General features: G+C 49.2%; 24 protein-coding genes and 1 pseudogene. 12 read left to right on the forward strand and 13 right to left on the reverse strand.

The genetic code is table 11. The annotated features are described in order from the left end of the window. Window positions 1-30 precede the first annotated feature (30 nt). Both U869_RS0103765 and rluF read left to right on the forward strand, forming a co-directional pair. Window positions 31-813, forward strand: coding sequence for a lysozyme inhibitor LprI family protein (locus tag U869_RS0103765; protein WP_025121966.1), 783 nt, complete (start codon window positions 31-33; stop codon window positions 811-813). A 181-nt stretch (window positions 814-994) separates the two neighbouring features. Continuing rightward, window positions 995-1,745: pseudogene (gene rluF / locus U869_RS29180) on the forward strand (23S rRNA pseudouridine(2604) synthase RluF). A gap of 501 nt (window positions 1,746-2,246) precedes the next feature. On the opposite strand, the gene U869_RS32820 reads toward rluF, so the two are convergent. Further along, entirely contained in the window at window positions 2,247-2,810 is a 564-nt protein-coding gene (locus tag U869_RS32820) for an FAD/NAD(P)-binding protein (RefSeq protein WP_369795076.1), read from the reverse strand. Between U869_RS32820 and U869_RS32825 the strand changes: the two genes are divergently transcribed. The 3 genes from U869_RS32825 to U869_RS0103785 all read left to right on the forward strand — a co-directional run bounded on the left by U869_RS32825 (window position 2,703) and on the right by U869_RS0103785 (window position 5,526). Beyond that, complete coding sequence (locus tag U869_RS32825; protein ID WP_369795077.1) at window positions 2,703-3,686, forward strand: phosphoethanolamine transferase; 984 nt, start codon at window positions 2,703-2,705, stop codon at window positions 3,684-3,686. The genes U869_RS32820 and U869_RS32825 overlap by 108 nt on opposite strands. 82 nt (window positions 3,687-3,768) lie before the next feature. Beyond that, a complete protein-coding gene (locus U869_RS0103780; protein ID WP_025121968.1) occupies window positions 3,769-3,984 on the forward strand; it encodes a YgdI/YgdR family lipoprotein in 216 nt (71 codons plus the stop codon). 123 nt (window positions 3,985-4,107) lie between these two features. Next, a complete protein-coding gene (locus U869_RS0103785; protein ID WP_025121969.1) occupies window positions 4,108-5,526 on the forward strand; it encodes an MFS transporter in 1,419 nt (472 codons plus the stop codon). A 103-nt stretch (window positions 5,527-5,629) separates the two neighbouring features. On the opposite strand, the gene glsA is transcribed toward U869_RS0103785, so the two are convergent. Together glsA and pepT are read right to left on the reverse strand one after the other, a co-directional pair. Beyond that, the gene (glsA, locus tag U869_RS0103790; protein ID WP_025121970.1) at window positions 5,630-6,568 is read right to left on the reverse strand and encodes a glutaminase A; all 939 of its coding nucleotides are present in this window, start codon (window positions 6,566-6,568) and stop codon (window positions 5,630-5,632) included. Window positions 6,569-6,858: 290 nt separating this feature from the next. Next, window positions 6,859-8,088 carry a peptidase T gene (pepT, locus tag U869_RS0103795; protein WP_025121971.1) on the reverse strand — a complete coding sequence of 410 codons (1,230 nt, stop codon included), beginning with the start codon at window positions 8,086-8,088 and terminating at the stop codon, window positions 6,859-6,861. Between the two features lie 244 nt (window positions 8,089-8,332). Between pepT and U869_RS0103800 the strand changes: the two genes are divergently transcribed. The 4 genes from U869_RS0103800 to U869_RS0103815 all read left to right on the forward strand — a co-directional run bounded on the left by U869_RS0103800 (window position 8,333) and on the right by U869_RS0103815 (window position 11,760). Then, window positions 8,333-9,925, forward strand: coding sequence for an ABC transporter substrate-binding protein (locus tag U869_RS0103800; RefSeq protein WP_025121972.1), 1,593 nt, complete (start codon window positions 8,333-8,335; stop codon window positions 9,923-9,925). A 255-nt stretch (window positions 9,926-10,180) separates the two neighbouring features. Beyond that, window positions 10,181-10,810: a hypothetical protein gene (locus U869_RS0103805; protein WP_051588678.1), complete on the forward strand. Its 630-nt coding sequence runs from the start codon at window positions 10,181-10,183 to the stop codon at window positions 10,808-10,810. Window positions 10,811-10,825: 15 nt separating this feature from the next. Beyond that, on the forward strand, window positions 10,826-11,296 hold the full coding sequence (locus U869_RS0103810; RefSeq protein WP_025121974.1) for an SRPBCC family protein: 471 nt from the start codon (window positions 10,826-10,828) through the stop codon (window positions 11,294-11,296). Window positions 11,297-11,334: 38 nt separating this feature from the next. Then, window positions 11,335-11,760 (forward strand): GNAT family N-acetyltransferase, encoded by a 426-nt coding sequence (locus U869_RS0103815; RefSeq protein WP_025121975.1) that lies wholly within the window; start codon window positions 11,335-11,337, stop codon window positions 11,758-11,760. A gap of 11 nt (window positions 11,761-11,771) precedes the next feature. Here the strand turns inward: U869_RS0103815 and U869_RS0103820 are convergent, their stop codons facing one another. The 10 genes from U869_RS0103820 to U869_RS0103865 form a co-directional block, all read right to left on the reverse strand. After that, a complete protein-coding gene (locus U869_RS0103820; protein WP_025121976.1) occupies window positions 11,772-12,839 on the reverse strand; it encodes a galactitol-1-phosphate 5-dehydrogenase in 1,068 nt (355 codons plus the stop codon). A 189-nt stretch (window positions 12,840-13,028) separates the two neighbouring features. Further along, window positions 13,029-13,298 (reverse strand): HPr family phosphocarrier protein, encoded by a 270-nt coding sequence (locus U869_RS0103825; RefSeq protein WP_025121977.1) that lies wholly within the window; start codon window positions 13,296-13,298, stop codon window positions 13,029-13,031. A gap of 26 nt (window positions 13,299-13,324) precedes the next feature. After that, window positions 13,325-14,185 carry a class II aldolase gene (locus tag U869_RS0103830; protein ID WP_025121978.1) on the reverse strand — a complete coding sequence of 287 codons (861 nt, stop codon included), beginning with the start codon at window positions 14,183-14,185 and terminating at the stop codon, window positions 13,325-13,327. Window positions 14,186-14,196: 11 nt separating this feature from the next. Continuing rightward, window positions 14,197-14,934: a GntR family transcriptional regulator gene (locus tag U869_RS0103835; RefSeq protein WP_025121979.1), complete on the reverse strand. Its 738-nt coding sequence runs from the start codon at window positions 14,932-14,934 to the stop codon at window positions 14,197-14,199. Between the two features lie 210 nt (window positions 14,935-15,144). Beyond that, window positions 15,145-16,179 carry a zinc-dependent dehydrogenase gene (locus tag U869_RS0103840; protein WP_025121980.1) on the reverse strand — a complete coding sequence of 345 codons (1,035 nt, stop codon included), beginning with the start codon at window positions 16,177-16,179 and terminating at the stop codon, window positions 15,145-15,147. After that, complete coding sequence (locus U869_RS0103845; RefSeq protein WP_025121981.1) at window positions 16,176-17,684, reverse strand: L-fuculokinase; 1,509 nt, start codon at window positions 17,682-17,684, stop codon at window positions 16,176-16,178. The genes U869_RS0103840 and U869_RS0103845 overlap by 4 nt, the downstream gene beginning before the upstream one ends. A gap of 65 nt (window positions 17,685-17,749) precedes the next feature. Next, window positions 17,750-19,144, reverse strand: coding sequence for a PTS galactitol transporter subunit IIC (locus tag U869_RS0103850; RefSeq protein WP_304412816.1), 1,395 nt, complete (start codon window positions 19,142-19,144; stop codon window positions 17,750-17,752). 12 nt (window positions 19,145-19,156) lie between these two features. Beyond that, complete coding sequence (locus U869_RS31790) at window positions 19,157-19,438, reverse strand: PTS sugar transporter subunit IIB (RefSeq protein WP_025121983.1); 282 nt, start codon at window positions 19,436-19,438, stop codon at window positions 19,157-19,159. 43 nt (window positions 19,439-19,481) lie between these two features. Further along, window positions 19,482-19,946, reverse strand: a complete 465-nt coding sequence (locus tag U869_RS0103860) for a PTS sugar transporter subunit IIA (RefSeq protein WP_025121984.1) — start codon at window positions 19,944-19,946, stop codon at window positions 19,482-19,484. Window positions 19,947-20,298: 352 nt separating this feature from the next. Then, window positions 20,299-21,501, reverse strand: coding sequence for an MFS transporter (locus U869_RS0103865; protein WP_029987877.1), 1,203 nt, complete (start codon window positions 21,499-21,501; stop codon window positions 20,299-20,301). Between the two features lie 94 nt (window positions 21,502-21,595). On the opposite strand from U869_RS0103865, the gene U869_RS0103870 reads away from it, so the two are divergent. From U869_RS0103870 to U869_RS0103880, 3 genes are all read left to right on the forward strand, one after another. After that, window positions 21,596-22,048: a helix-turn-helix domain-containing protein gene (locus tag U869_RS0103870; protein ID WP_025121985.1), complete on the forward strand. Its 453-nt coding sequence runs from the start codon at window positions 21,596-21,598 to the stop codon at window positions 22,046-22,048. A 2-nt stretch (window positions 22,049-22,050) separates the two neighbouring features. After that, window positions 22,051-22,347: a putative quinol monooxygenase gene (locus tag U869_RS0103875; RefSeq protein WP_025121986.1), complete on the forward strand. Its 297-nt coding sequence runs from the start codon at window positions 22,051-22,053 to the stop codon at window positions 22,345-22,347. A gap of 657 nt (window positions 22,348-23,004) precedes the next feature. Further along, the coding region (locus U869_RS0103880) for a hypothetical protein (RefSeq protein ID WP_025121987.1) at window positions 23,005-24,313 on the forward strand (1,309 nt) is incomplete at its 3' end.

Below are 24,313 nucleotides of genomic sequence, written 5' to 3' on the forward strand. Positions count from 1 at the left end.
ATAGGCTGTTTTTTGATATAAGGAGATATCATGAAATCATACAGATACACATTATCCTTTTTAACTTTGTTTTGTAATTTGTCGCTCGCTCAGGACATCACGTGCGCATCACCAGAAGTGCTGGATACATTAAATGCAAATGTTCATGACGCTGCATTAATCAGAAATACTAAATTACCCCCTAAAAGTATATTAGATGTTTCCGTTAGTTTTTCTCATATTTCAGATTCCGTTGCTCGTGATGGATGGCTGCCCTGTTGGGCATACGGTGAGCTGGAAATAGATAGCTATTTGGGTGAGTTATTAGTGGGTGAAGATTTGAAATTTTCAAAAGCAGCCAAGGAGACTGCTGCTGACTACCTGCCTAACATTTACTCCCAACCTGTTGATGAAAGTAGAAAAGTGTTAACCGTAAAAGGTTTTCATTATAACGTTTACATGACCCCTGACGGAGCGTTAAAAAACATCAAGCTTGATGGTAATGATCAGGTTTCACTCTCAATATATGGCGTGGCTTGGTTTAAACAAAATATTGACGCTGTGAAAGCTGAAATAGCTCAGAATTCGTACATTGATGCATATAGTAACTTCACTAATAAAGATAGAGATATAAACGAGATCTATAATCACCTCCCAAGCCTCATTCAGGAAAGAGTCAGAGGTGACATGCGCCAGTGGATAAAAGAAAAAAATGATAAGTGTGGTAAAATCGAGTCTTTATCTCATAACGACGTATCAACCACTGAAAAAATTAAAGTATACAAATGTCAGACTGAGATGACAGAGAAACAAATTGAAGTTTTAACCCAGTAAGCCAAGAAGTTCAGTGGCAAAGCCCTATCGGTATGCTGTTTTCATTGAAAATGCTTGATTTTGTTCACCCGGCATCTTGTCGCCTACAAAGCGGCACTTCAGTGATGAGTAGGTTTTTGTTTCCTTACGCGGTTCGCAATGCATCCCTGGTGAGGTATAGTTTGCGTTTTACGGGGTAACCATGCTGATAAACTCATCCATTCGCCTTAACAAATACATTAGCGACAGCGGCATTTGTTCTCGTCGCGCTGCCGATCGCCACATCAGGCAAGGCAACGTTTTCATCAACGACAGCTTAGCTTCCGTGGGCGCTCAGGTATTTGTCGGGGATGTGGTGAAAATTAACGGCCAGCCGATCGAACCGCGCGATGTGGACGACCTGGTGCTTATCGCGCTGAACAAGCCGGTTGGTATCATCACCAGCATGGGAAAGCACGTGCGGGATAACATAGGTGATTATGTTAATCACAGCAGGCGCATCTTTCCCATCGGGCGGCTGGATAAGGACTCTCAGGGGCTGATTTTCCTGACCAATGATGGCGAACTGTTCAATAAGATCCTCCGTGCTGGCAATAATCATCAAAAAGAGTACCTGGTCACCGTCAACAAACCGCTGACGGAGGAGTTTATTCAGGGCATGGGCGCAGGCGTCCCCATACTGGATACGGTGACTCAACAATGCCTGGTGGAGCAAGAAGCCCCGCAGATGTTTTCGCATCACGCTGGTGCAGGGGCTTAACCGCCAAATCCGCCGTATGTGCACATATTTTGGTTATCATGTCACCAAACTTGAGCGCCAGCGTATTATGAACATCACACTGCAAGAGTTGCCGCTGGGCGAATGGCGGGATCTGACCGATGATGAGCGGATCGAGCTATTTAAACTGCTTGAAAACTCCTCGTCCGAAGCTATTTCCTCCCCGCTTCAATAAGGTGATAGCTGCGTGATGACCCTGGGATAAAATGCTCATTGTTACCTCCAAAAAAGGGGCGTGTGGATAGCGATCCCCCCTCACAGAAGGTAACAACTTGTTGCTGCAATTTTCTGAAAATTCACACCTTGCCACTTTGCTTCTAATTCCTTGCCGAATTGTTATCAACCTCTCAAAACAACCTTTACTTATCGGTTGATATTGTCTGCATTCAGCACTATCTTCTCGCATCCGGGTACATGAAGCGGCTCGCTGGATGTGGTCTATCCCTCCTCCCCTTTCCGTCTACCAAACGGATTAATGACTCTGGTGTTGTCAGAGTTACCACATAGCCTTTAATAACTTTCGGTAAACATGAACTCAACGGTTAAAGATACCCTGGCAGCCCGTGACGTCACCCTCACCCCGTGGACAGGCTTTTATTTCCTGCAATCGCTGCTGATTAACTTCGCGCTCGGCTATCCCTTCAGCCTGCTTTATGCCGTGGCGTTTAGCTGTGTTTTACTGCTGCTGTGGCGTACCAGCCCACGCCTGCAAAAGGGTGTGATTGTGCTGTGTAGCATCATCGCCGCCATGTATTTCCCGTTCTCTCAGGCTTACGGTTCTCCCAATTTCAATACCCTGCTGGCGTTGCACTCGACGACGCTGGAAGAATCCAGCGAGATAATGACCATATTCCCGTGGTACAGCTATCTGGTGTCGCTGTTTATTCTGGCACTTGGTATTATCGCGTTGCGCCGTAAGCCAACGCCAAAAGGTGTCTGGAACACTCTCAACAGCCTGTGTCTCACCATCAGCGTGGTGTGTTTTTTTGTCACGCCAGTGCAGAATCTGGTTTATGGCGGCGTGTTTAAAGTTGGCGATGCTGGCTATCCCGTCTTCCGCTTCGTTAAAGATGTGATCGTCAATAATCAGGAAGTCATTGATGAGCAAGCCCGTATGCAGGCGTACTCGCAAATGAAAGACTCCTGGAGCGTGCTGGCAGTGAAACCGAAATACCACATCTACGTAGTGGTCATTGGTGAAAGCGCGCGGCGAGATGCCTTGGGGGCATTTGGAGGACACTGGGACAATACCCCCTTTGCCAGCCAGGTAAACGGCACCCTGTTGCTGGATTATATTGCTGCCAGTGGTTCAACACAGAAGTCACTCGGTATGACGTTAACCCGTGTCGTCAACGGCAAACCGCAGTATCAGGATAACTTCGTCACGATGGCCAACCGGGCCGGTTTTCAAACCTGGTGGTTCTCAAACCAGGGGCAGATTGGTGAATATGACACCGCGATCGCCAGCATTGCCAAGCGTGCCGATGAAGTCCAGTTCCTGAAAAGCGGTGATTTTGAGGCGGATAAAAATACCAATGATGAAACGCTGCTCAAGATGACCGCCCAGGTTTTTGCCGCCCCGCGCACTACGGCCCCGCAGTTGATTGTCTTGCACCTGATGGGTTCACATCCGCAAGCCTGTGACCGGACTCAGGGCAAATACGTGGACTTTGTGCAATCCAAAGAAACCTCCTGCTATCTTTACACCATGACGCAAACCGACAACCTGCTGAAACAGCTCTATCAGCAATTGCAAAACACCGGTGAAAGTTTCTCGATGGCTTATTTCTCCGATCACGGTCTGGCGTTTAAAGAGCGCGGTACCAAAGTGCAATATCTGGCGCACGATGATCAGTTTCAACAAAATTTCCAGGTGCCCTTTATGGTGCTTTCCAGCGATGACACCAAACACCGCCTGATTAAAGCACGCCGTTCAGCCAATGATTTCCTGACCTTTTTCGCTTCGTGGACCGGGATAAAAACCAAAGAGCTGACGCCGAAATACCCATTCCTCTCAGAGCATAAAGCCAGCCCCGTCTACATCACCAACTTTAAGCTCAAACAGGTGGACTACTCTCATTTACCGACGGATATCTTTGAAACCCAAACGCGCTGAGGAGTAACCAGGTAGCCTTTGCATCTCGGGCCACTTTATTTGTAGTATGAGGCAGTTAAATTGAAAAAGAGCCTATTGAACGATGAAAAAACTCATTTTCCTGCCTCTGATATTCCTGACTTTGGCGCTGGCAGGATGTACCAGTGACTACATTATCACCACCAAATCTGGCGATATCTTGCAGGCTCACGGCGAGCCGGACACTGACCGCGATAGCGGTATGACCAGCTATACCGGCATGAACGGCGATTATCATCTGATTAATACCAATGATATTTCAGGCATAGTCAAAAAATAACCGTTTCTGCGCCAGGGTAAATTATAAGGATCGTAGCAACACCAAACGTCAAAAGTCCGCATTCGCACTCATCAAGTGGCTGTTCTACTATAAATAGAGAGCCCACCTGATAAGCGAATTTAGATGGCAACTGCAATCACTCCAACTATGCATAAAGCTTTGCCATGGATTGCAGCGATTGCTTATTTTATGCAAGCGCTAGATACCTCCATTCTCAATACCGCGCTTCCCAAAATGGCAGCAGACCTCCATGAATCACCGTTGAATATGGAGTCTGCGGTGATTTGCTATGCTCTCAGCCTGGCCCTGTTCATTCCTGCCAGCGGGTTTCTCTCCGATAAGTTCGGTACCAGAAACGTGTTTATATTTGCCCTGACGTTCTTTTCCATCGGCTCCTTGTGTAGTGCGAGCTCACCATCGTTGTTCTGGCTGGACGTGTCCCGAGTCATTCAAGGGGTCGGGGGGGCCATGATGGTACCGGTCTCCAGGCTGACGCTGATCAAGTCGTTTGACAGAAAAGATTTTCTCAAGGCCTTGAACACATCGACGCTGTTAGGGTTGGCAGGTCCCTTTCTTGGCCCCGTGCTGGGTGGGTTCCTGGTTGAAAAATTCACCTGGCACTGGATCTTCCTGATCAACGTCCCCATAGGTATTCTGGGGATCTTCTTCAGCCTGAAATTCATGCCGAATATCCGCGGTAAATCAACAGACCTGGATGTGAAGGGACTGGTTCTGGTTTCCCTGGCTTTTATTATTACCACCTTGAGCCTCGAAATGATGAGCGATGGGGATGGCCTGCACTATCCGATATTATTGTTTATCCCAGGGGGGCTCCTGCTGTATGTCTACGTCACTCACGCCAGAAAAAACCTTAACATTTTTCATAAAAGCTCTATCTTTCCCCTCGAGTTATTTCAGGTAAAAACCTTTAGCATCGGCCTGGCAGGCAACTTTGCCTCACGTCTAGGCGCTCAGGCCATACCTTTCCTGCTTCCGTTGATGCTACAACTGGCATTAGGGTATTCAGCCATTCACTCTGGCTTGATGCTCATACCTCTGGCCCTGGCAGCCATGATCATGAAGGAACTGGTCACCCCAATCCTCCGTCATTATGGATATCGCAACGTGCTGATATTGAGTACGTTCTTTGTCGGTATAGCCATAATAGCCCTAGGACTGTTTGACCAGAACACGCCAATATATTTACTGGCGATCAACCTGTTCCTGATCGGCTTCGTCAACTCGCTGCGATTTACCGCCATGAGCAGTATTACCCTTGCCGACCTGTACGATGAGAAGGCCAGTAGCGGCAACAGTTTGATGTCCGTCAGCCAGCAACTCGCCACAACGTTCGGAGTGGCATTCAGCGCGGTTCTCTTGAGGATATTTCAAAAACCAGACAAATTTATTCAGTTGGATCTGGTTGATTCATTCAGAGTGACTTTCGTTATTCTCGGGATATTAACCCTGGTCTCAGGATTGATTTTCTTCAGACTATCGGCACAAGACGGGGCCAATCTGACCGCCAGGCATGAAAAGTAAATTACACTACGCTTTGTAAAGAGCCGTTGGTCCTAGCCGTACAAAAAATCCCGTACCACCTGGGATTTATCTTTACTCACAGGAACCCACGGCCCGTTGATGATTAACGGCCCCGAAAAAGGTTATATCCCAGCTGTTGGGCAACCGACGCAGCCAACTTTTGCCCGCGTACGCTATTACCAACCGGATCGAGAGGGGGAGAAAACGCGGCAATCCCCATGACTCCAGGCACCACGGCCAGGATACCGCCCCCCACTCCGCTCTTACCGGGCAGGCCTACGGTGTAGGCCCAATCGCCGGAACTGCCGTACATCCCCTCCATCGTCATTTCGGCCAAAATATAGGGAGTATTAGACTCGCTCAGCACTCGTTTTTGGCTGACCGGGTTGACACCACCAGCAGCAAGCGTAGCCCCGATGGTGGCCAGTTCAATGGTATTTAGCAGCGTTGAACATTGGCGAGTATAGACATCGCAGGCTTCCATCGGGTCGCAATACATTGCCCCCGCTGAATAAAGTAGCCAAGCGATAGCTCGATTATGGAAATTGGTGGTTTGTTCTGAATCGTTCACTTCATCGGAGAGTGCGATCTGCGCTCCAGTTAACTGCTGTTGCATGGCAAGAATACGTAACCAACGGTCTTCACGGCCACTCGCTTTAACCAGACTCACCGTTGACATTGCCCCCGCATTCACCAGTGGCGAAAGAGGTTTGCCATTATGCAACTCCAAGGCAATCACCGAATTAAAAGGTAAACCGGTGGGATCGGCGCCAATCTTGTCCTGTACCTCCTGTGGGCCAACGTCTTCTAGCGCCAGGGCAAGCGAACACACTTTTGAAATAGACTCCAGCGCAAAGCGAAACTCCGCATCGCCCTGAGAAATGATGTCTCCATCGACAGTCACAATCGCCAAAGCGGCTAAATGGCTTGGCACACTGGCTAAAAAGGGAATATAGCTGGCATTTTCGCCGCCGCTCAAGGTTGAATACTGGGAATAGGCATCCGCTGCCACCTGCTGAAGACGCTGCACATCGATAGTCATGCTATTAACCCCCAAGCTGGGTTTGATGGACCGGGAGACAATGATCCCTTGAAAGAACCATTACGCTTTGGCAACGGAGCACTTGAGATAGAAGGCGCAATAGCTTTCACCACATCGGTAGTGTGGGGACAGACGAAGGTATGTCAGCAGTCTCAACATCCTCTTTGTCAGCCATCAAATGACTTCCAGACGCGTGCTAATTTAAACACTAGCCCAACCCTATAAATCCCACCAGTCTCGTGAGCAATGCTTGGCTGAATGCTTTCGCAATCAGCCAAATACCTCCCTCCTTATTTAGCCGCCAGCTTACACAGCGTTAACGCCACGTTATAAGAAGCCTCAAACGATTTCAGCGGTAAAAACTCAAACCGTGAATGGAAGTTGTGCGCACCGGTAAAGAAGTTTGGCGTTAATAACCCTTTGGCGGATAGCGCTGCACCGTCTGTGCCGCCGCGCATTGGGATCACTTTTGGCTCAATGTTTAACTCGTCCAAAGCGGCAAAAATCAAATCAATCGCCCGACGATCTTCGGTGATGGCGTTGCTGATATTGCTGTAGGTATCGCTGATGTGATACTCCACCCGGGCCGTTGGATACTGCGCGGCAATCTTATCGGCCACTTCGCCAATCTGTTGCTTACGGCGCTCAAAATTCGCCAAATCGAAATCACGGATATTGGCCTTCAACAGCGCTTCGCTTTGTGATGCCTGCATACCGTTAAACCAGATGTAACCTTCTCGCCCTTCGGTATGTTCAGGGGTCTGCTGACGATCGAAGTGACTGATGTAATCCATCGCCATCAACAGCGGGTTCACCAGCACGCCTTTGGAGGACATCGGGTGGCTGGTCACGCCAGTGAAGCGCAGCTCGGCGCTCGCGGCGTTGAAGTTTTCATACACCACTTCACCCAATTCGCAGCAGTCGATGGTCCAGGCAAAGTCGACATCAAAACGCGCCAGATCCAGCGCTTTGGCACCACACAGGCCAATCTCCTCGTCCGGTACAAACGCCACCACGATATCCCCGTGTTGGTGCTCTGCGGTGAGGTTCTCCAGCACGGTCATCACTACTGTGACGGCCGCTTTGTTATCCGCGCCCAGCACACTGGTACCGTCGCTGAAAATGATCTCTTCCCCTGGATAGGCTTTGATTTCCGGGTGTTCAGCAGTACGTAACCAGATATCTTGCTGCACATTCAGGCACAAATCCTCACCGGTAAAGCGCAAAATTTGCGGGTGAATGTCCGGAGATAAACCCACATCAACGGTATCGATGTGGGTGATAAAGCCGATGCGTGGCGCACCGGGTACGTTGCCCTTTTTCACCGCGGTGACGGTGGCATGTTGATCAATGACGATATTTTCCAGGCCAAGTTGGCGTAGTTCTTCTGCCAGCATTTCCGCCATTTCAAACTGGCCGGGAGTGCTGGGCAAAGTGCTGACAGCTGGGTTGCTCTGGCTGGTAACGGCCAGGTAGCGGAAGAAACGTTGGGTCAACTGCGTGGCGAGCGGTGAAGACATAATGTTGTATATGAACGCATCCCGTTTGCAAGGCTTCCATGGTTGGGTTACCAGAGCAATCTTTCAGAATTCACCCTTTCGTTAGAGTTTATCTTTGCCAACTACCGCCTTTACCGAGGCTAGCGTTGACCTCATTGTTATCGTTCGATGTTGTTTGCTGGCAATGTAAATTTAATGTTATTTATTAAGCGCTTTAGTACAAGCTTTATTTTTCAGTGGTAGGTTCACCAACAGGAAGATAGTGATGATAATTAAAATTACAAAGCTTGCGCTGACCATAGCAGCGCTCTCAATAAGCTCTGGGGTAGCAGCAAAAACGTTGGTTTATTGTTCAGAAGGTTCACCAGAAAACTTTAACCCGCAACTCTACACCTCCGGGACCAGCGTGGATGCCAGCGCGGTGCCGATCTATAACCGTCTGGTAGATTTCAAAGTAGGTACCACCGAGCTGCAACCTAGCCTGGCGGAAAGCTGGGACGTGAGCGAAGACGGCAAGGTGTATACCTTCCATCTGCGCCAAGGGGTGAAGTTCCAGAGCAACAAATATTTCAAACCAACGCGCGATTTTAACGCCGACGATGTGATCTTCTCGTTTATGCGCCAGAAGGATGCCAATCATCCCTATCACAACGTGTCCAACGGTAATTACTCCAATTTCGAAAGCCTGGAGTTTGGCAAGTTAATCACCGCCATCGACAAAGTTGATGACCATACGGTACGGTTCACGCTGGCCCATCCGGAAGCGCCGTTTGTCGCCGACTTAGGCTGGTATTTCGCCTCCATTCTCTCTGCGGAATACGCCAATAGCATGTTGAAAGCGGGCACGCCCGAACGTGTGGATATGGATCCGATTGGTACCGGGCCGTTTGAACTGAAGCAATACCAGAAAGACTCGCGCATCCTGTTTGCCGCGTTCCCAGACTACTGGCAGGGCAAGGCGAAAATCGACCGTCTGGTGTTCTCCATCACGCCGGACGCGTCGATCCGCTACGCCAAGCTGGAAAAAAATGAATGTCAGGTGATGCCGTTCCCTAACCCGGCCGATCTGCCGCGCATGAAGGAAAATAAAGACATCAACCTGATGCAAAAAGCGGGTTTGAACACCGGATTCCTGGCGTTTAACACCCAGAAAGCTCCGCTGGATAACGTGAAGGTTCGTCAGGCGCTGGCGCTGGCCATCAATAAACCGGCGATCATCGAGGCGGTGTTCCACGGTACCGGAACCGCGGCGAAAAACCTGCTGCCTCCGGGCGTGTGGAGTGCCGACGCCGATTTGAAAGATTACGACTATGACCCGGAGCAAGCCAAAGCGTTGCTGAAAGAAGCCGGCTTCGCCAACGGCATGACCATCGATCTGTGGGCGATGCCGGTACAACGTCCGTATAACCCGAACGCCAAACGCATGGCCGAGATGATCCAGGCCGACTGGGCGAAAGTGGGCGTGACGGCGAAAGTGGTGACTTATGAATGGGGCGAGTATTTGACCCGTGTGAAAAACGGTGAGCATCAGGCCGCACTGATGGGCTGGACCACGGCAACCGGCGATCCGGACAACTTCTTTGGCCCGCTGTATAGCTGCACGTCCGCGAATGGCGGTTCCAACTCGTCAAAATGGTGTTACCAGCCGTTTGACAAGCTGATCCTGGAAGCGCGTGCCGAGAGCAATCACGAGAAACGCGTGGCACTCTACAAAGAGGCCCAGCAGATGATGCACGACCAGATGCCTGCGGTGATGATTGCCCACTCAACCATTTTCGAACCGGTGCGCAAAGAAGTGACCGGGTACGAAATCGATCCGTTCGGCAAACACATTTTCTATCAGGTCGACGTGAAGTAAATACTGACGCATGATCGATGGTTCAAGGTTTCAGACCGAGAGGGATGAGGCCTTTTTTATCTCTTTACCAAGTCGTGAAAGCCGTGAAAAAACCACAATAATTTGAATATGTTGATGTTTTCAACGTTGCTAAATTAAACCGCTATCGTCTGTGATCCAGAACCTATATTTAATGATGAGGGCAGCCTTTTCTGGCTCTGCGTCCACTGGGAGAAGATTATCAACCCGTTATTCGGCCATAAATGGCTACTGGCAATGGTTTTGATCACCAGCGCCAATGCCTCTCCCATAATACCATTGCCAGCGGATCCGTTTATTCTGGCACAAGAGCAGTTGGCGCAGATTAGTACATACCAGTTCAGAATCGACTCCCGATCGTCCCAAGGCGATCGCACACAGGTGCGTTACAGTTACCGCAAGTCGGGCTATGCGCGGATGGATTTCACCGAGCCTCATCGCGGTGCCGTGCTGATCTACGATCCCGGTAGCGATAAGGTTCGCGTATGGCCATTCGGTATTGGCACGCTTCCGGTGGTGAGCCTGTCGCCAAGTAATTCATTGATACAAGGGCCCAACGGCCATCGCGTAGACCAAGCAGACGTCGGCACCTTGCTACGTAATATTCGCTACCTCCAGCATGGGGGGAAAACTACCGTGGTAGGCCAGGAAAATCTGGCAGGACAAACCGTTTTGCATGTTGCCATCGTTGGCCCGGCAGGGATTAGTATCCTCGGCGTGCATCGTTATGAGGTTTGGTTAGAGGCTAGTCATGGCTTCCCAGCCAAAGTCATCAGCTATGCAGCCGACGACCACTTGTTGGAAACCGTAGTGATGGATGCCATGGTGTTCAACCTGCATTTTCCCACCGACTTTTTTAACCCTTAAGGTTGATCGCAAACTATGGCGGAATACCAATTAACCCACACTTGGCGCATCAAAGCCCCACTGCAAACGGTGTGGGATATCCTTTATCACCCCGATATCTGGCCGAGCTGGTGGAAAAATCTGTTACAGGTGGTCGAAATTGAAAAAGGTGATGAACTAGGCATTGGGGCGTTACATCGCTACACCTGGCAAGGCGTTCTCCCTTATCGTATTAGCTTCGATATGCATATCATCAATATCGTACCGTTGCAGTTGTTGGAGGGGCAAGCCAGCGGTGAAGTCGAAGGCGTTGGACAATGGATGTTAGAAGCGGACGGGGCTTACACGCTTGCGCACTACACCTGGCACGTCCGTACCACTATCTGGTGGATGAATTGCCTGGCACCGCTGGCCGCACCGTTATTCCGCTGGAACCATGGTGCGGTGATGCGGGCGGGAGCCAAGGGGTTGGCTCAACGATTGGGTACCAGCGTGGAAATGAACTGATTGTCGGCTATAGTTGCAGGAAATAATCTGGAGTTGCCATGCTAATAAGACCCTTCAAAGAACCTGACCGCCCACGCCTACGCGCCCTGTATCTGGCCTCGCGCCAGGCCGCCTTTACCTGGCGTGAGACGCAACATTACCGATTGGAAGATTTTGATCGCTCAACGCGAGGGGAAGAGATCTGGGTAGCAGAGCAGGATGGCAGTCTGCTGGGTTTTGTCACGATTTACCGCGCCGATAATTTTATTCATAACCTGTATGTTGATCCTCTCCAGCCGCCACAGGGAGTCGGCAGTGCGTTGTTGCACGCCGCCGAACGAACCTTTACCGCTACCGGCTCGCTCAAGTGCCTGGTAAACAACACCAAGGCGCTGGCGTTCTACCACAAACACGGCTGGCAAACCATTTCCCCCGGCTGCGACGGGGGTGAAGAGTATTATTTGCTGCATTCACCGCAGCGATAGATGCGGTTTTATCAGGCAGAATGAGGCTCCCCCTCCCCTATCGTCATTAAAACCTTAACAGAAAAGAGCTCTCGACCATAAAGCCTTGGAAATAGCTCAGGGGCTTGTTGCAAGGTGATCCTTTGGGTGATTAACGGCTCAACGTTTATCCGTCCCTTATGAATATAATTTATCGATGTCTGCCACTCACGCCCAGGGAAAGGAGCGGAGATAGAATTCCACGAGCCGACAAGCGTTAGCTCATTTCTAATGATTTTTTCAAAATTCTCTCTGGGAAACGCCACATCGCCATAAGGGATGCCAAGCAGTAACACGCTTGCTCCTTTCATCGCCAATGGCATTGCATTCGCTATACCGGCAGCATTGCCCGAGGATTCTACGACCACTTCTAATCCAGCGTTGTTGGTCAGAGCCATAAACCGCTGCAAATAATCAGCTTCGGTAACGTTGAAGACGTGGTCCGCGCCGGTCTCCCTGGCGATATCCAGCTTTCCGTCGTCGGTATCAAAAGCATAGACCTCATCGGCGCCAAAGGCTTTGGCCCACTGCACTGCCAGCAAACCGATGGTGCCGCAACCAACGACGGCGACCCGGTAGCCAGCCTTGATCTTGATTTGGTTAAACCCGTGCACCACCACGCAGGAGGGTTCGATCAAGCTTGCCGTCTCATAATCCATCGCGTCCGGGATCTTGATGACATTAGCGGCGGGAACGTTAATATACTCGGCGAAAGCCCCTTTTTTATGGCCACCCAACACCTGCAAATGAGTGCATTTTGCAAAGCTGCCTTGCTGACAGAATTCGCACTGATAACAGGGAAAGCATGGACAGGCGATAACGCGATCCGACACCTTCAATGACTTAACACCACTCCCCACCGCAGTAATAATGCCGGAAAACTCATGCCCCCAGGTCAGCCCCGGATTATAAGAGCCGATCTTGCCAAATCGCGAGATATCCGAACCGCAAATCCCGGCGATCTGTACCTTGATCAACACATCGTCATCATTTTCAATCGCCGGTATCGCGACCTCTTCATATCTTACATCCTGTTTGCCGTATAAATTTAACGCCTTCATTTGGACCTCTGGTTTAAAGCAGACGAATGGTTAATAGCCACGCCCTGAATTTACCGTTATTCAGGGCGCGAGCGTATTAACCCCAAAGGGTCACTTTATAGTTTCCCCCAAGGAAAATCGTTATTAATATCGGTAGCAATAAGCACTGCAAAATATGACTAACTGAAACAGGTTTCAGCAGATTGGCATTTATTCCTTTTCACCAAAACCATCGGCAAATGCGCTTTGCAATGCCCCCATCATCTCAAGCTCGTCTTGTCCATGACAAACCAGTTCGATCACGCTATTTCCTTTTACTCCAGCGCCCAAAATGCTCATCATTCCTTTGATTTCGGTTTCCTTACCGTTGTTGACTAACATCAGCGACGCATTGTATTGCTTGACGATTTTCGCCAGAGACGCCGCTGGGCGCGCGTGCAGTCCCGTGCTGTTGATGACTTTGACACTTTGCTTAATCATGGTTATCTCAAACTCTAATCAGGAATTCAGGAGGCTTGGCGCAGACCTTTATGGCCTTTATTCATCATTAACACTTTGGCATAGACATCGTCTTCTACAGCATGTTTTGCCGAAGCCATGACGCGAGCCAGGTTGGCCTCGTTATTGTCGTTCACATAAGCTTTACCCACTGCGGTAATAAACGCCTTACGTAAATCACTGGCAATATTCACTTTCGCCACACCATAGTTGATAAAACTGCGCAGGATCTCTTCATCAATTCCTGATCCCCCGTGGATCACCAGCGGAACCGGTGATACCTCGGCAATGCGTTTAAGCAGCGGGATATCAATGCGAGGAATATCCTCCAGGCCATGTACGTTGCCGATTGAAATCGCCAGCATGTCGCAACCGGTCTGTTCCACAAAAGTTTTCACCTTGTCCGGATCTGTTTTGCAATCTGCTTCGCTGACATGATCATCTTCTTTGCCAAGAATCGCCCCCAGCTCGGCCTCTACCGGCACGCCGAAAGATTTACAGAAATCCACCGCTTCACGGGTGAAAGCGATATTCTCTTCAAAGGAAAATGCCGCGCCATCAATCATGACGGAGGTAAACCCTGCGCGAACCGCTTGCTTGACATCATCCAGCGACTTGCCATGATCGAGGTGCAGGCTAACCGGTACGTCCATTTTATCGGCATGACGTTTCACGATTTCGTAAATGTAATCATAGCCAGAGAGTTGCGCATTAGTCGGCGCTATCTGAATAAAATTGGGTAACCCTGAACGCTCAATGGCGTTCAGGATCGAGATGGTGGTTTCAAGATTAGTGGTATTAAATGCGCCAGCCAGCACGCGTTTTTCACGAATACGATCGAGCAGGATTTTACCGTTAACTAATGGCATAGCATTGTCCTCTATCTTCGTTGCAGAAGGGTACCTAAATAATATTTATCGGATTTGAGCCAGACATTGCCAAATTCAACCGGCAGATCTTTTTCAAAGAATACTAACTGTTCCAAATGCAATACGGGCGCATCTTCATTGACTTCCAGATAATGGCCGCGTTCACTGCCGACAATTTTTGCCGCATAGCGGCTTTCGGCAAAGCTGATCCTTCTCTCAGACAATTTCTCGATCGAAGGGAACAGGTTTTGTTGATTAAAATCGATATCCACAATGCCTGGGCAGAGCTGAATATTAATACGGTTCTCAATCAGCATGACTTTCTCACCTTCAACGCTACGCACGCGCTTCAGGTAAAAAATTGGTGCGCCGACCTCAATTCTCAGCTTATCGGCAACGTGTTTGGTCGCTTTCTCTACACTCGAGGCAATCACTTTGGTGGTAAAATTCAGATGCTGACTTTCCAAAGATTCCGCAAATGACAGCAGCCCTTCCCCCAACGAATAAGAGATATTTTCGCTCTTAACAAAGGTGCCTTTGCCCTGAACCTGCACCAACATGCCTTCCTTCACCAACATGGTGACCGCTTTTTTCACCGTTCCACGGCTAACCTGCAAAATCTCCATGATCTGGTTTTCCGAAGGTATGCGATCGCCCTTGCCAAGCTCGCCTTTATATACGTTTTCCCTTATCCACTCAGAGACCTGAAGGTACAACGGCACTTCAGAATCTTTTAGAATAGTCTTCATATGTGGTTCCTCGTCAGTGTGAAGATCGTCTATATACAACTATGCACAAGTTACGCCAACACCGGCTCATTTGTAAGCATTTCCAGACGATCCGGATCACACTTTCGGACCAAGAATGAGTCCCAACGGCGGCAAAACCGCCTCTGACTACAGCTCTGCTTAAGGAAATTGCAGGGTGCGTTCACTACGACACTCCACCTTTCCGCGCCATCATTGATCCGCTTTGATAATCACCTTCAGCACATCATTTTCTGGATTGGCAGCAAACTCAATCGCTTCGGCCATCGCCGATAAGGGCCAGGTATGGGTGATCATATCCACGACATTAATTTTGTTTTTCTCGACAATCTCGATGGCCTCTTTCATTTCATAAGGCGTGAGAGAGTAAGTGCCGATGATCGAGATTTCATCCCTGAACAGGCGACCGGCATCAATATTAACCACCGGATCTTTATCAAACGGTGAAAAGACAATCACCCGTCCCCCACGCCGTAATACATTGACCGCCTGAGGAAGTAACGCGGAAACCCCAGCAGCGATAACGACCACATCAACCCCCTTACCTGCGGTGATCTCGTTGACCCGTGACTCGAGATCCTCCTTGGCAGGATCGATGGCATGGGTAATCCCCAGCTTTAACGCCAGCTCGCGCTTGTAGCGTGACAGGTCCGATACGATGACCGTCGAGGCCCCTTTCAGCGCGGAAAGCTGTGCGCTGATCAGGCCAATGGTGCCCGACCCCATCACCAACACGCTGTCTTTGGCATGAATATGCGCGGACTTCAGCCCGTGCAGGCAACAGGCCACCGGCTCAATCATCGCCGCGCGATCCCAATCCAGGTCGTCGGCAATTTTATGTGTCAGATGCTCGGTGTGCAGCCGCGGTACCCGTATAAACTCGCAAAAACCGCCGGGCTCAAGATTGGTTTTCTTAAATTGATCGCACAGGGTGAAGTAACCCCGATCGCAATAATGGCATCCAAAACAGGGGACATGGATAGCTGTGACCACACGGTCGCCAGGCTTGAAGCGGGTAACCTGCTGGCCAACCTTCACCACCTCACCAGAAACCTCATGCCCCAGAATAATCGGGCCAGTAACGGTCTGATGCTGTGCTTTATGGATATCGGTACCACACAGGCCACAGGACTTCATTTTCACCAGAATATCGCCTTCGCCCAATTCTGGCAGATCGACATCCTGATAGCGGATATCATTCTTGCTGTAGTAAACACTGGCTTTCATGCCATTTCTCCATAACGACGACGCTCTGCGAGCATCTTGGAACCATAAAGTGGCTGATAAACTTCGGTGTAAAGAGCCTGATAGCGGTCAACGTCTTGCGGTACAGGCTGATAGCGGCTGAGCATTTCATCGCTGGTCACCTCAACGTGGCTGATATCAACACCCACCGCCTTAGCCGCCAGCATCGCTGCGCCTTTGCTCACGGCCTCCTCAATGTTGTAGGCAATCACTTCGCGGTTCAGAACGCTGGCCTTCAATTGCAGCCAGTAGGGATTTTTACTGGCGGCACCAATCACATTAACCACCGGATAAGGCTTGCCGGTCAACGACTGGTAGGTATCCAGCAGGTTTTTAAGTTCAAAACACAGCCCCTGAAAGATAAACCGCAAGATATCTTTTGGCCGCGATTGATCGTCCAAACCATATATCAAGGCTTTTGACCAGGTAGCGCGGTCCGGGGGGCCACTGCCACGCAGGTGGGGGATAAATATCCCATCGAGATTAGTGGCGGTTTCATCAGGTTCGCTCAAAGCATCGACCAGGCACAGAAATGCCGCCATGTCCAACTCGAACAGGTTCCTGAACCACTCAATGGCATATCCTGCCGATGGCAAGGAAGCATAAAGAGAGTGCATACCTTGCTGAACGTGTACGCCATTCGAGACGCGGGCCTGGAAAAATTCCCGCGTGGTATTAATCGATTCGGTCACGACCAGCAAACCTTCGGTGGTGCCCGTCGAGTTGAGGATCTGTTCTTCACTGGTTAGCCCAACGGCTACCGCTCCGCACATGTGATCATGACCGGCAATGGCAACCTGAGTGATGGCAGATAACCCAGTCAACTCACAGACCTCTGCCGTTAACTGTCCTATCGACGTTCCCGCATACACCAGTGGACTGAACAACGTTGCGGGTATTTCTGCTTTACTCATCAGTTGGCTGTCCCACATTTTATGTTCGACATTAAGCGCCATGGTGCGCGAGGCCAGCGAATACTCTGAACGTTTTACCCCCGACAGCTTAAAGGCGATATATTCTGCCAGGCATAACCATTTGCAGGCGTTAATGGCTCCGGGGATATTCTGCTGTAACCATTTTATTTTATTTACGCTGTAGTTTGGATGAGCCGGAATACCGGTGATTTTATAAATATCCTCATAACCTAACGCTGCAGTAATTGCTGCTAACTGCGATTTTGGCCGCGTGTCGAACCAGGTTAATACTGGCCCGATAATACTGTCGTTTTCATCGAGCAAAACACCGGCTTCTCCCACACTGGCAACCGCTATCGCACTCACTGACTCCGTCGAATCTAATAACTGTGACACCTGTTGTAAGGCATTAACAATGCCTGACCAAATCGCCGCCATATCAAAATTCGTGAAGTCCCCATCAACGATTTTTGGCGTTTTAAAACTGTGCTGACTGACTAACTCAAATGTAGGGATCTGGAACAAACAGACCTTACAGTTTGTCGTACCAACGTCGATTCCTATCGTGTACATCACACTCCCCTTAATTTTTTCTGACCTGCCTGAGATAGCGACCGCCGCTACCTCAGGCCAGGGAGTTAATTCACAGAGGTAGTTTCTGTGGCATTGGCACTATCTTCGGCTTGCTCTTCGTCTTGCAGTTGCTTTTTAGTGACGCGATATAGCCACATGCAGAGTAAGAAGATCACCGGAATTAAAGCGATAGCCAGGTAGTTACCTTCAAAAACACGCACAGCCCAATACCGATAAGGGTTACCACCATCCAGCAGGCTGGAAATCTCACCGTCCGTATTGATCGGGAAGTTCATCCCCTTGGCAATCTTGGTCAGGATTGGGGCGGCGGCAGAAGCCACATACAGATTCATTGCCAGGCAAGGGATGCCGATGATAAAGGCCCGGGCAATGTTGCCACGACACGCCAGCACCACCATTGAAATCGGCACCCAGATGTTGGCCAGGTCACCTAAAGGCAGCAGCCTGTTACCTGGCAGTATCACCGACAGCAAAACGCCAACAGGCATCAACAGCAACGCCGTAGACAGAACCGAAGGATGTCCCACCGCAACCGCAATATCCAGCCCGATATACAAGTCGTGGCGGTTAGGGTAGCGCTTGCGCAAGAAGGTTCTCACCGCATCAGACAAGGGTAATAGCCCTTCCATCAGCATTTTGACCATGCGCGGCATAATCAACATCACCGCACCCAGGCTCATCGCCAGATTGAGCACGCCCTTCAGATCATACTCGGCCAGTAACCCGATCCCGGCCCCCAGGATCACCCCGAGCATCATTGGCTCGCCAAACACGCCAAATCGCTTCTGGATCTGTTCTGGGTCGGCGTTAAGCTTGTTAACCCCAGGGATCTTGTCCAGGATTAAATTGCCTAGTACACCGATAGGGAAGAAGATGACCGAGGACAGCGTTGGCAGCGAAATCCCTGGCAGATCAAAGTACTTCTGGATCATTGGCGCACACCAGTCCGCCATGACAAGGGTAAGTGCAGCGGTAATGCCCGCAATCAGCAACCCGAACATGAAGCTGCCCGTCACGCCGTAGACCATTGCGCCAACCATCGAGAAATGCCAGAAGTTCCAGACGTCGATGTTAACGGTTTTGGTCCAGTTGAGCGTCAGCATCAGGATATTGATACCGATCGTCATCGGAACGACAAAGGGCGCAATCTGCGATGCCCAGGCGATAGCAGCAAGCGGGGTCCACCCCAGATCAACCACTGGCAGATCGATCCCCGTATGGCTGACCATCTCTTTGGCTGCTGGCCCTAAGTTATCGATCAGCAAACCAAATACCAGGAAAATACCAATAAATCCCATTCCGATGGTTAAAGCGGAACGTAGTGCACGACTAAACCCCGTCTGCAAACACATTGCCATTATGAAAATAATAATCGGCAACATGATTGTCGGCCCCAGCCCTAAAACAAATTGGACTGCGGCAAAGATTTTTTCCATCATGGCCATGGTCCTTTATTTTTTGAGGATAGCGACGATTTTTTCCAGTAATTCTTCTTCACCAAAGCCGGTTAATAATGGTAGCCCATTAATAATCGGCGTTTTTAAATTCACTTTAACGGCCGAGGTGACGATAATCAGATCGGCCATTTCATCCTGTTTGCCAATGGTGCCGATATTAGACTGAATAGGGTCGACATTAATCCCCTGACTTTTGCAATACTGAACAACTTTTTCGGTGGCAACGGCAGAAGTTGCAATCCCGCTGGTACAGGCAAAAATGATTTTCTTGTTCATAATTCACTCCGGGTACATAGGTAAGTAGATATAATTATTTTTACTACTGTAGGGAGGCTAGCAGTATTTCTTTAACTTCCTGTTTTGAATCTGATTGCAAAATTAAATTCATTTTGTCGGTTTGTCTGAACAGGCCTATCAATTTCATCAGGAATTCAATATGCGCATCTTTTTCTTTTAGCAGCAGGAAAAAAATAACATGAACCTTCATGGTCAAGTCAGGATCTTCGGCCTGCTTAAATTCCATGCCCTCCGGGCAGGTAACAACAACCAGCTTTTCTTCCTTGATGTGCTCAATATCCACATGCGGGATAGCGACGCCCATGTTTTCCAACTGCATGGCCGTCGGATTGTTGTCTTCCCTGGCGATCAAGGCATCAAGATAGCTTGGTAAAACCATATCGCGTGCCGTGAGGATCTGGTTTATCTCACGAAAAAGCTGTTGCCGATCTACATCGGCATGTTTTAACAACATCAGTTCATTGTCGAGGCTGGCGGTTACGATCATGAATACACCTTCATCAATAGACGTTTTGATTAATTAGTTATCTAGTGTTGGTAGTGGTTGTCTATGTACAACCATATTCAAGTTATGTACAACCTATACCCACCCTCCCCTAGCTTCAACCGCGTTGTCTATTTTTTGTGTCACTCATCACAGTAATTCAGTGACCGGTTTTCAAAAAAAATAAAATACCAAAAATATCAATTAGTTAATAAACCAACGTACTTATTGAGCGTGATCAGCGTGAACGAGAAAGGACAAAACGTGAGCATGGCTGCAGCATTACCCTATGTACGAGCCAGCATGCAGCAGCCATGAACAGAGGATTGGGGTATGGGAAATCGAGCAGAGAGGGTCAGTATTTCAACGTACGCCACCAAAACAGCAACGCAGCCAGGCTGACCGAACCACCCAGCCAGCAAACGCCATGCCAGCCCACCCAGGCATAAATATGGCTACCGGCAAAGGCCCCGAGCCCGCTGCCAACGGAATAAAACAACATGTAGCAACCCACCAGGCGGCTGTGGGATTGCGGATGTGCAGTGAAAATCATGCTCTGATTAAGCACATGGATCGCCTGCCCTGCCAGATCCAGCAAGATGATACCGCCAATCAGGTAAATGATCCCCTGGCCCATCAGGCCCAAAGGTAGCCAGGCGAAAACCAGTAATAACAGGCTGGCTCCACTTGCTCTCTGCGCCCAGCCCTGGTCGGCCAGATGCCCGGCCGTCATCGCCGCTAGCGCACCGAGTGCCCCGACGAGTCCGAACGCACCAATAGCCGAATGAGAAAACAGGAATGGGGGCTGGCTCAAGGGAAGCACCAACGTACTCCAGAAGATGCTGAATGCTGCGAACATCAGAAGCGCCAGCATACCGCGTACCTGCAAGATCCAATCGTGACGCAGCAGGCTCAACATGGAGCGCAGTAATTGCCAGTAGCTTAGCTTCACTTCAGAGGCAGGCTGCTTTGGCAGCAAACTTACCAGAATAGGCAGCAATATCAGGGTGATCGCCGCAGAGAAAAAGTAGACGGTACGCCAACCGCCGATATCTGCTAGCACACCAGAGAGAGTGCGCGCCACCAACAAACCAATCACCACCCCACCCTGTGTAGCTCCAACTACGCGCCCACGCTCCTGTGGCGTTGCTAACGTCGCGGCAAAGGCAATCAATCCCTGCGTCATCGCGGTACCTAATAGCCCAACCAGCAACATCGCGACCAGTAGTACTAAGCTACTGCCCGAAATCCCGACCATCAGCAGTGCGGCGATCAACAGGATTTGCTGCACCGCCAGCAGGCGATGGCGATTTAACCTGTCGCCTAGCGGAACAACCAATAGCAACGCACAGGCACAGCCGATCTGAGTCGCCGCGATCACCATCCCCACTCTAGCCAGGCTGATAGCAAAATCAGCCGCAATGGCATCAAGTAGCGGTTGTGCGTAATAAACGTTGGCCACGCTGAAAGCACAGGCCGCTGATAGCAGCAACACCAATGACATGGGCAAGGGTTCGGCGGACTGCGCGCGGATCGTTGCCAGCGGTTTATCACTCATCCTGTGCCTCACTAAAGTGGTTTTATTATTAAACCCAATGCACTTTAGTTAAAGAGGTTTTATAATGCAACCAGAATAATGAAGGAGCTGGACAATGAAGCGTAAAAGCCTTGAGGATGCTCAATGCCCGGTGGCACGCACCTTGGATGTATTAGGGGATTGGTGGTCATTGCTGATCATCCGCGACGCCTTTGATGGCATCAGCCGATTCAGTGAGTTTCAAAAAAACCTCGGGATGGCAAAAAATATCCTTTCCACCCGCCTGCGTACGCTGGTGGCCCAGGGCATTTTGCAAGTTTGCCCAGCCGCCGATGGCAGCGCTTATCAGGAGTATGTGCTGACCGATAAAGGCCGCGAGATCTTCCCGATTATCGTCGCGCTGCGCCAATGGGGAGAGGACCATCTTTTTGCCACAGGAGAGGATTATTCACGTTTAGTGGAAGTTGACAGTGGGCAGCCCATACCTCGCATGAGGCTGATTGGCCATGCAGGGCAAGAACTCAATCTAGGCAATACTCGGGTCGTAAAAGTGGATGATGAGGAATAGAAATGCTGAAAGTCATTGCTGAAGATTTTATCAAGGTTGAAGCGATAGAGATCGTGCTACCGCTTTACCAAGAACTGGTTGCGGCCACCAAAAAGGAACCTCGCTGTATCGCTTATGATCTGTACGTCGACCAAAAGGATGCCGGGCACTTTATCTTTATCGAAGAATGGCCCGATCGCGCAGCGTTGGATGCGCACTGCGCTAGCGAACACTTTCGGCGTCTGGTGCCATTGATTGACCAGCATACGCGTAAAGAGGCGACCTATATTTTGATGGAGGGTTTTGCCAAAAAAATATAACAGACTGCTAAAAAACCGCATTTACGCAGCTTTATATGCTTTTATACTGACCGTTGCTAATACCGTAGATATATTCCCAAAATAAATGATCATTATCCTCACTGCAATAGCGACTAGTTGCCCAATCAACAACGCACGCTTCCATCGTAGATGGCGAGTGTCGCTAAGACATGTAGGCATTGCTATAATGACTCCGATTAAACACGTGACAAATACCACAAAGCGGATAACATTCGTATCATTTCCAGACGAGTAATCCTGTGCAGGGCTACTGACCTACCGCAACTCCAGCTCTCCAGCCAATCAAGGCCGACAATTAGATAATGTCACTTATCATTCCATCCAAAGGTCGTTTGACGATACACAAACCAAAGGTATAACGAAACGGCGCATCGAGGTCAGGATCACCTAGAGCCCTATTCCCCAAATTCTTTATCACTTGGAATGAGTATGGGAAGGGTTTAAAATCCAATCCAGCATGACGCCTTGCCATGGTTACCTCAGCGCATTCCGAAATACCAAACATAACTGAGGCAAGTGTTCACTCTTGAATCCTAAGTATATAAGTAGGAAAATTAATTAGTAAACCTGAACATCTATCTATCATCGCGTCGGGATTGGTAGCCTACAGCCCCTCTGATAACGGAAAATGGACCTATGGATGTCAGAAAAGCTAAACGTCATAACACTAGCAAAGGTAAGCGCAACGTACAGACTTTACCCGGCTCCAAAGAAGCACAACCGCTGCTGGGAGCATTGAGGCAAGCAATGCTTTTGGAGATAACCTCCGGTGAAGAGCGCACGGCGACTGACGAAGAAATCACCACATGGACACTGAAAAAATATCAGGATAATCCCTTATCAGGTGACATTTACCACGCGCTGCTTTATTTAGAGGAAGACTATGTATCGCCATCTGATCAGTTGCCAACAAGTAAAGCTGCGTTAAAACAATTGTACGCACTTGAGCACTATCCTATCCCCGAATTCTTTTTTGTATCCACTGATTATGAAAATGAGTCTATAGGTTTTCTGTTTCAAAGAGAAGCCCTCAAAGATGGGGGACGAGTTTATTCTGTAACCGGATTTAATTCTCGTGACCTTGGTGGAAAAGTATCGAGACTTGAGTTCAGAGTTAACGCTGTAAGCCCTGAACCATTTGCATTGAAAATGAGCAATAACGGGTATATTCAGGTAAGAAAAGAAGTATTTTTTGATGACAATTACCTTGCCTTGGCATTTAATTGCCTAGCTGCATATTGCGATTATAGATACCCACCAATTGATACGGATCGTATTATCGACATTCGAGTTTCGAAACCCGCTGAGAATGACTACTTAATCAAACTCATCGCTGAAGCTTTCAAAGGAACAACTCCATGTACCCGTATCAGCATTGCAATTAGTCGTATTCGGCCACGCGATATTGATTATACTCTCAGTATAGCTGAAAGTGAGATAGAAAGTTTTATGCATAAAGTTGCTACGTGGGGAGCTCCTCTCGCTGAAATTCTACTCTATGAAGAGAATGGTCATCTCACAATGGATGATGATTATATAATTTACTGTGCCTATAGGGCATTGAAGATTGATACAATAATAGCGGTAGTCGTCGGAAATTTCGATGAGTCTGACGTAAAGATTCTTGCCAGGGGGCACGGAGAACTAATACCACCTGTACAATTTGATAGCGTAAGTAAAATAACGCATAAACAAGCTCTTTCCAAAGACGAACAGCTAGAACGAAAATTATTATCCCTTATGCCAGCTAGCAGTTCAAAAACGACAATGAAGCTAAAATTTATGAATTTTTGCCGACTTTTAGGGAGAGACTCAACGCTCGAAAAGGATCTTCAAAAATTTATCAAGGATCATCCGGAAATATTCGATTGCCATTTCGGAAGAATGCGCATGGAGGTGCCCATTGGTGACTTCAGAGCAGATATGGGTCAAGTATTCAATGTGT

Source organism: Serratia sp. H1w (genome assembly GCF_000633355.1).
GTDB lineage: Bacteria > Pseudomonadota > Gammaproteobacteria > Enterobacterales > Enterobacteriaceae > Chania.

What these genes read in the sequence shown, in the direction of transcription:
- U869_RS0103765 (WP_025121966.1), top strand. Translation starts at nt 31, where the DNA reads ATGAAATCATACAGATACACATTATCCTTTTTAACTTTGTTTTGTAAT.
- U869_RS32825 (WP_369795077.1), top strand. Translation starts at nt 2,703, where the DNA reads ATGAAAGACTCCTGGAGCGTGCTGGCAGTGAAACCGAAATACCACATC.
- U869_RS0103780 (WP_025121968.1), top strand. Translation starts at nt 3,769, where the DNA reads ATGAAAAAACTCATTTTCCTGCCTCTGATATTCCTGACTTTGGCGCTG.
- U869_RS0103785 (WP_025121969.1), top strand. Translation starts at nt 4,108, where the DNA reads ATGGCAACTGCAATCACTCCAACTATGCATAAAGCTTTGCCATGGATT.
- glsA (WP_025121970.1), bottom strand. Translation starts at nt 6,568, where the DNA reads ATGACTATCGATGTGCAGCGTCTTCAGCAGGTGGCAGCGGATGCCTAT.
- pepT (WP_025121971.1), bottom strand. Translation starts at nt 8,088, where the DNA reads ATGTCTTCACCGCTCGCCACGCAGTTGACCCAACGTTTCTTCCGCTAC.
- U869_RS0103800 (WP_025121972.1), top strand. Translation starts at nt 8,333, where the DNA reads ATGATAATTAAAATTACAAAGCTTGCGCTGACCATAGCAGCGCTCTCA.
- U869_RS0103805 (WP_051588678.1), top strand. Translation starts at nt 10,181, where the DNA reads ATGGTTTTGATCACCAGCGCCAATGCCTCTCCCATAATACCATTGCCA.
- U869_RS0103810 (WP_025121974.1), top strand. Translation starts at nt 10,826, where the DNA reads ATGGCGGAATACCAATTAACCCACACTTGGCGCATCAAAGCCCCACTG.
- U869_RS0103815 (WP_025121975.1), top strand. Translation starts at nt 11,335, where the DNA reads ATGCTAATAAGACCCTTCAAAGAACCTGACCGCCCACGCCTACGCGCC.
- U869_RS0103820 (WP_025121976.1), bottom strand. Translation starts at nt 12,839, where the DNA reads ATGAAGGCGTTAAATTTATACGGCAAACAGGATGTAAGATATGAAGAG.
- U869_RS0103825 (WP_025121977.1), bottom strand. Translation starts at nt 13,298, where the DNA reads ATGATTAAGCAAAGTGTCAAAGTCATCAACAGCACGGGACTGCACGCG.
- U869_RS0103830 (WP_025121978.1), bottom strand. Translation starts at nt 14,185, where the DNA reads ATGCCATTAGTTAACGGTAAAATCCTGCTCGATCGTATTCGTGAAAAA.
- U869_RS0103835 (WP_025121979.1), bottom strand. Translation starts at nt 14,934, where the DNA reads ATGAAGACTATTCTAAAAGATTCTGAAGTGCCGTTGTACCTTCAGGTC.
- U869_RS0103840 (WP_025121980.1), bottom strand. Translation starts at nt 16,179, where the DNA reads ATGAAAGCCAGTGTTTACTACAGCAAGAATGATATCCGCTATCAGGAT.
- U869_RS0103845 (WP_025121981.1), bottom strand. Translation starts at nt 17,684, where the DNA reads ATGTACACGATAGGAATCGACGTTGGTACGACAAACTGTAAGGTCTGT.
- U869_RS0103850 (WP_304412816.1), bottom strand. Translation starts at nt 19,144, where the DNA reads ATGATGGAAAAAATCTTTGCCGCAGTCCAATTTGTTTTAGGGCTGGGG.
- U869_RS31790 (WP_025121983.1), bottom strand. Translation starts at nt 19,438, where the DNA reads ATGAACAAGAAAATCATTTTTGCCTGTACCAGCGGGATTGCAACTTCT.
- U869_RS0103860 (WP_025121984.1), bottom strand. Translation starts at nt 19,946, where the DNA reads ATGATCGTAACCGCCAGCCTCGACAATGAACTGATGTTGTTAAAACAT.
- U869_RS0103865 (WP_029987877.1), bottom strand. Translation starts at nt 21,501, where the DNA reads ATGAGTGATAAACCGCTGGCAACGATCCGCGCGCAGTCCGCCGAACCC.
- U869_RS0103870 (WP_025121985.1), top strand. Translation starts at nt 21,596, where the DNA reads ATGAAGCGTAAAAGCCTTGAGGATGCTCAATGCCCGGTGGCACGCACC.
- U869_RS0103875 (WP_025121986.1), top strand. Translation starts at nt 22,051, where the DNA reads ATGCTGAAAGTCATTGCTGAAGATTTTATCAAGGTTGAAGCGATAGAG.